The sequence below is a fragment of the Nocardioides ureilyticus genome (genome assembly GCF_051280745.1).
Lineage (GTDB): Bacteria > Actinomycetota > Actinomycetes > Propionibacteriales > Nocardioidaceae > Nocardioides.
In genome coordinates this window covers 1-5,571 of the sequence record NZ_JBNCOG010000063.1, presented here as the reverse complement: position 1 = coordinate 5,571, position 5,571 = coordinate 1, and the positions used below count along the sequence as shown (strand labels likewise).

The following is a 5,571-nucleotide window of genomic DNA, read 5'->3' as shown; positions in this document are numbered from 1 at the left end:
CGTGCTGCCCAGCGTGCGGTGGAGCGCACGCTGGGCAGCACGCCGCGGGCGATCAGCCGGCCGGCAGCGCGACGTACGTCGTCTCGAGGTACTCCTCGATGCCCTCGAAGCCGCCCTCGCGACCGAACCCGCTGGCCTTGACGCCGCCGAAGGGCGCCGCCGGGTTCGAGATCAGCCCCGTGTTGATCCCGACCATGCCGAAGTCCAGCGACTCGGCCAGCCGGATCGTGCGGGCCAGGTCGCGGGTGTAGGCGTAGGAGGAGAGGCCGTACTCGGTGTCGTTGGCCTTGGCCACGGCCTCCTCCTCGGTCTCGAAGGTCGTGATCGGGGCGACCGGTCCGAAGATCTCCTCGGCGTTGAGCGCGGAGTCCTGCGGTACGTCGAGCAGCACGGTCGGCGGGTAGAAGTAGCCCGGTCCGTCGTGCGGCTCGCCACCGACCACGATCCGCGCGCCGTCGGCGACGGCGTCGCTGACCAGCCGGCCCACCGACGCCACGGCCTTCTCGTCGATCAGCGGCCCGACGTCTGTGCCCTCGTCCTGCCCCCGGCCCAGCGTGAGCGCGCCCATCCGCTCGGCCAGCCTGCGGCCGAACTCCTCGGCCACCGAGGAGTGCACGAGGAACCGGTTGGCCGCGGTGCACGCCTCGCCCATGTTGCGCATCTTCGCCACCAGCGCGCCGTCGACGGCCGCGTCGAGGTCGGCGTCCTCGAAGACGAGGAACGGCGCGTTGCCGCCGAGCTCCATGCTGACCCGCTGCAGCTGCTCGGCCGACTGCCGCACCATCACCTTGCCGACCCCCGTCGAGCCGGTGAAGGAGACCTTGCGCAGCCGCGGGTCCGCCTGGAGGGTCTCGCTGATGTCGCCGGCGTGGGTGCTGGGGACCACGTTGAGCACCCCGTCGGGCAGGCCTGCCTCGGCGAGGATCGCCGCCAGCGCCAGCATGGTGAGCGGGGTCTGGCTGGCGGGCTTGACCACCATGGTGCAGCCGGCCGCGATCGCGGGTCCGATCTTGCGGGTGCCCATCGCGAGGGGGAAGTTCCACGGCGTCACGAACAGGCACGGGCCGACGGGCTTCTTGAGCGTGAGGAGCCGGCTGCCGCCCGCCGGGTTGGCCATGTAGCGGCCGTGGATGCGGACCGCCTCCTCGGAGAACCAGCGGAAGAACTCGTTGCCGTAGGCGACCTCCCCTCGGGCCTCGGCGACGGTCTTGCCCATCTCCAGGCTCATGAGGAGGGCGAGGTCGTCGGCCCGCTCGGCGACCAGCTCGAAGGCCCGGCGCAGGATCTCGCCCCGCTCGCGCGGCGGCGTACGGCCCCACGACGCCTGGGCGTCGGCGGCCGCACCCAGCGCCTCCATCGCGTCGGCCACCGAGCCGTCGGCCAGGTCGGTGAGGACCGAGCCGTCGGCCGGGTCGTGCACCTCGAAGCGGGCGTCACCCTCCGCTCCACGCCACCGACCACCGATGAACAGGTTGCGGTGCTCGACAGGGAGCAGGCGGTCGGGGAAGGACGAGCTGTCTGGTCCAGTCATGACGAAATCCTGCCACTTCGACGAGTTCACTCAAATCGATGACACGAGCGCGCCCGCGTGGAATGCTTCTCGTGTCGACTTCGGAGGGAGCACCGAGAAGACGGCACTGGACCCCTTGCCGACCCCATGCGGCGAGGGGTTCTCCCTTTCTCCGGGACCACGGCGACCCCCCATCGCCGCCCGGACGTCGGCCCGCCGGCCCGATCCTCAACCCCCGGACCGGCGGGCCGCCCCCTTCTCCTCGGCTCCTCAGCCGAGCGCCGCGTGGATCTCCTCGAGCGTCGGGAACGCCTCGACCTTGCCCTCGAGGAGGTCGTCGACCCGCGAGCGGAACCGCGGGCACGTCGCGATGTCGTGGGCCGTGCAGCGCAGCGCGTGCTCGGCCATCTCGCGGTGCCGCTCGAGGTCGACCATGCGTCGCTCGAGCTCCTCCAGGTAGGCCTCGAGGACGGCCCGGCGCCCGTCGGCCTCGCCGTCGAGCATCAGCGCGACCTGCTCCAGGCTCATGCCGGCGGCCTTGCTCCGCACCACCACGGCGACGCGGACGACGTCCTCGCGGCTGTAGCGCCGGCGGCCGGACGCGTCGCGCGCCGGGCTCAGCAGCCCGACGTCCTCCCAGTGGCGCAGGACGTGGGTGCCCAGCCCGAACCGCTGCGCCAGGTCACCGATCGAGAAGGGCTGGATGCGCTCACTTGACTTCATGTCGACATGAACTCACAGACTCCTGCTCATGGACAACCACACCTCCCCCGACCACGACGTCATCGTCATCGGCGGCGGCCCCGCGGGCCTCCAGGCCGCCCTCACCCTCGGCCGGGTCCACCGGCGGGTGCTGCTGCTGGACAGCGGCTCCTACCGGAACGACCCGGCCACCCACATGCACAACTTCCTCGGCCAGGACGGGACACCCCCGGCGGACCTCCGCGCGGCCGCCCGGGCCGAGCTCGCGGCGTACGACACCGTGGAGGTCCGGGACGCCGCGGCGGACCGGACGGCGACGGACGGCGACGGCTACGCGGTCACGCTCGCCGACGGCTCGGTCGCCCGCGCCCGCGGCCTGGTCCTCGCGACCGGCGTCCGCGACACGCTCCCCGACAAGCCCGGCCTCCGCGACCTGTGGGGCACGGTCGTGGCGCACTGCCCGTTCTGCCACGGCCACGAGTACGCCGGGCGGCCGGTCGCCGTGCTCGGCGGCGGGCCCGCGGCCGGGCACCTGACCCGGATCATGGCGCCGGTCGCCTCGCGGCTGACCGTGCTCGCCGACGGCGCGCCGGTCGAGGCCGACCTGCCCGACGGCGTCGCGGTCCGTCCGGAGCAGGTCACCGGGCTGTGCCGCAGCGCCGCCGGCGCGACCGTCACCTTCTCCGACGGGTCCACCGAGGAGTTCGCCGGCCTCTTCGTGAGCACGACGCTGCAGCAGTCGGCTCCGTTCGCCGAGCAGCTCGGGCTCACCCGCCTGCCTTCCGGTGGCGTGGAGGTCGACGTCATGGGCCGCACCAGCCTGCCGCGGGTGCACGCCGCCGGCGACATGGCGCACGTCGCCGCCCTGCCGATGCCGATGGCCAGCGTGCTGGCCGCCGCCGCGGCCGGTCAGGTCGCGGCGGGGGCGATGGTGGCGGCGCTGCTGTAGCCGGCGCGCCTCTGCCGCATCACTGGCGCGTCCGGTCTCGACACGCCGGTCGCGACCTCGCAGGCTCGGTCGCGCGGCTCGCTCGACCACCATCAGCTAGTCCGCTGGCGCGTCCGGTCTCGACACGCCGGTCGCGACCTCGCAGGCTCGGTCGCGCGGCTCGCTCGACCACCATCAGCTAGTCCGCTGGCGCGTCCTAGCTCTTGTGGCGGGGCTTCTTCGGCGGCCGGCTGGGGCCGCCGTCCTGCTGCAGCTCGATCAGCTTGCCGGAGATCCGGGTCTCCTCGAGCCGCTTGAAGACGCTGCCGGGCAGGTCCGCCGGGAGCTCGACGAGCGAGAAGTCCGGCCGGATCTGGATGTGGCCGAAGTCCCCGCGCTTGAGCCCGCCCTCGTTGGCGATGGCGCCGACGATCTGGCGCGGCTCGACCTTGTGCCGCTTCCCGACGTTGATCCGGTACGTCGCCATCGGGACGTCGGTGCGACCGCGGGGCTTCCGGTCGCCGCGGTCACCGCGGTCGGGCCGGTCGCCGCGCTTGTCGGGGCGGTCGTCGACGCGCGGCGGGCGGACCTCGGCGGCGGGGTCGAGCAGCAGCGGCGTGTCGCCCTGGGCGACGACGGCGAGCGCGGCGGCCACGTCGACCTCCGGCACGTCGTGCTCCTTGACGTAGTGGCTGATGATGTCGCGGAACTTCTCGATCCGATCCGACTGGCCGAGCGCCGCGGTGATCGCGTCGTCGAAGCGGGAGAGCCGCGTGGCGTTGACGTCGTCGACGTTCGGCAGCGGCATCTGGGTGAGCGGCTGCTTCGTGGCCTTCTCGATGTGCTTGAGGAGGTACCGCTCGCGCGGGGTGACGAAGGAGATCGCGTCACCGGTGCGGCCCGCGCGGCCGGTGCGGCCGATGCGGTGGACGTAGGACTCGGTGTCGGTGGGGATGTCGTAGTTGACGACGTGGCTGATCCGCTCGACGTCGAGGCCGCGGGCGGCGACGTCGGTGGCGACGAGGATGTCGAGCTTGGCGGAGCGCAGCTGGTTGACGGTCCGCTCGCGAACGGCCTGCGCGACGTCGCCGTTGATGGCGGCCGCGGAGAAGCCGCGGGCCCGGAGCTTCTCGGCGAGGGTCTCGGTCTCGTGCTTGGTCCGGACGAAGACGATCATCCCCTCGAAGTTCTCGACCTCGAGGATCCGCGTGAGCGCGTCGACCTTCTGCGGGTAGCTGACCAGCAGGTAGCGCTGGGTGATGTTGGCCGCGGTGGCCGCGCTCGCCTTGACCGTGATCTCCTGCGGGTCGCGCAGGTAGCTCTTGGAGAGCCGACGGATCTGCGCGGGCATGGTCGCCGAGAACAGCGCGACGTTCTTCTCCTCGGGCGTGCTGGCGAGGATCGTCTCGACGTCCTCCGCGAAGCCCATGTTGAGCATCTCGTCGGCCTCGTCGAGCACGAGGAAGCGCAGCTCCGACAGGTCGAGGGTGCCCTTGTCGAGGTGGTCCATGATCCGGCCGGGCGTGCCGACGACGATGTGCACGCCCCGGCGCAGCGCCGAGAGCTGCACGCCGTACGCCTGGCCGCCGTAGACGGGGAGGACGTGGACGCCCTTGCGGTGCGCGGCGTACCGCTCGAACGCCTCGCAGACCTGGAGCGCCAGCTCGCGGGTCGGCGCGAGCACCAGCGCCTGCGGCGTCTTCTGCTTCAGGTCCAGCCGGCTCAGGATCGGCAGGGCGAAGGCCGCGGTCTTCCCGGTGCCCGTCTGGGCGAGTCCGACGACGTCGCGGCCGGCGAGGAGGGGCGGGATGGTCGCGGCCTGGATCGGCGACGGCGTCTCGTAGCCGACGTCGCGGAGCGCGCGGAGGACGGCGTCGTCGAGGCCGAGGTCCGCGAAGGTCGGCGTGGTGCTGGTCGGTTCCTCGGTGCTCACACCCCCCACGGTAGAGGTTCGGCCATGCGGTCACCCCTTCCCGGATGCGGTGCGCTGGGTCACCCGGCCCTCGCCCGCAGGGATGGGCTGGCGTCCGGATCCGCCTGCGCCGTAGACGGCGTCAGGGTGCGTCGGCTACCTTAGGTGAACGCAAGGTGAACAGGAGGTGTCTCATGCAGGAATCCACGATGTCCACGCCGTTGGCGGTGCAGTGGACCCCGGTCGTCGACGAGCGCGGCCGCACGCACATGGAGGCACACTGGTACGACCCGTCCGAGGCGCCTGCCGCCGCGGTCGTCGCCAGCGCTGCCGCCTGAGAAGTCCCCGGAGCCCGCGCCCCCGAAACGTCGGAGGCGCGGGCTCCGTCGCGTCCGGAGCGGTCCAGACCAGTGCCCGCGGCCGCGCGACCGGGAATGAAAGCGGACTGCGGTCCGTTCGGGTGGTTGAACTTTGAAGGATGCGTCGACGATGCGTCCTCCTCCACCCGCCATCCCTCAG

At 72.4% G+C, this 5,571-nt stretch carries 5 protein-coding genes; 2 read left to right on the top strand and 3 right to left on the bottom strand.

The annotated features are described in order from the left end of the window. Positions 1-52: 52 nt before the first annotated feature. Positions 53-1,531, bottom strand: coding sequence for an NAD-dependent succinate-semialdehyde dehydrogenase (locus ACSMHG_RS19375; RefSeq protein WP_435748198.1), 1,479 nt, complete (start codon positions 1,529-1,531; stop codon positions 53-55). 249 nt (positions 1,532-1,780) lie between these two features. Continuing rightward, the gene (locus tag ACSMHG_RS19370; RefSeq protein WP_435748196.1) at positions 1,781-2,233 is read right to left on the bottom strand and encodes a MerR family transcriptional regulator; all 453 of its coding nucleotides are present in this window, start codon (positions 2,231-2,233) and stop codon (positions 1,781-1,783) included. A 28-nt stretch (positions 2,234-2,261) separates the two neighbouring features. Here ACSMHG_RS19370 and ACSMHG_RS19365 point away from each other — a divergent pair, with 28 nt between their 5' ends. Further along, positions 2,262-3,161 carry an NAD(P)/FAD-dependent oxidoreductase gene (locus ACSMHG_RS19365; protein WP_435748194.1) on the top strand — a complete coding sequence of 300 codons (900 nt, stop codon included), beginning with the start codon at positions 2,262-2,264 and terminating at the stop codon, positions 3,159-3,161. A gap of 196 nt (positions 3,162-3,357) precedes the next feature. Here ACSMHG_RS19365 and ACSMHG_RS19360 read toward each other — a convergent pair whose 3' ends face one another. Next, positions 3,358-5,073 carry a DEAD/DEAH box helicase gene (locus ACSMHG_RS19360; RefSeq protein ID WP_435748192.1) on the bottom strand — a complete coding sequence of 572 codons (1,716 nt, stop codon included), beginning with the start codon at positions 5,071-5,073 and terminating at the stop codon, positions 3,358-3,360. A 173-nt stretch (positions 5,074-5,246) separates the two neighbouring features. Here ACSMHG_RS19360 and ACSMHG_RS19355 point away from each other — a divergent pair, with 173 nt between their 5' ends. Beyond that, positions 5,247-5,390: a hypothetical protein gene (locus ACSMHG_RS19355; RefSeq protein WP_435748190.1), complete on the top strand. Its 144-nt coding sequence runs from the start codon at positions 5,247-5,249 to the stop codon at positions 5,388-5,390. Positions 5,391-5,571: the final 181 nt, after the last annotated feature.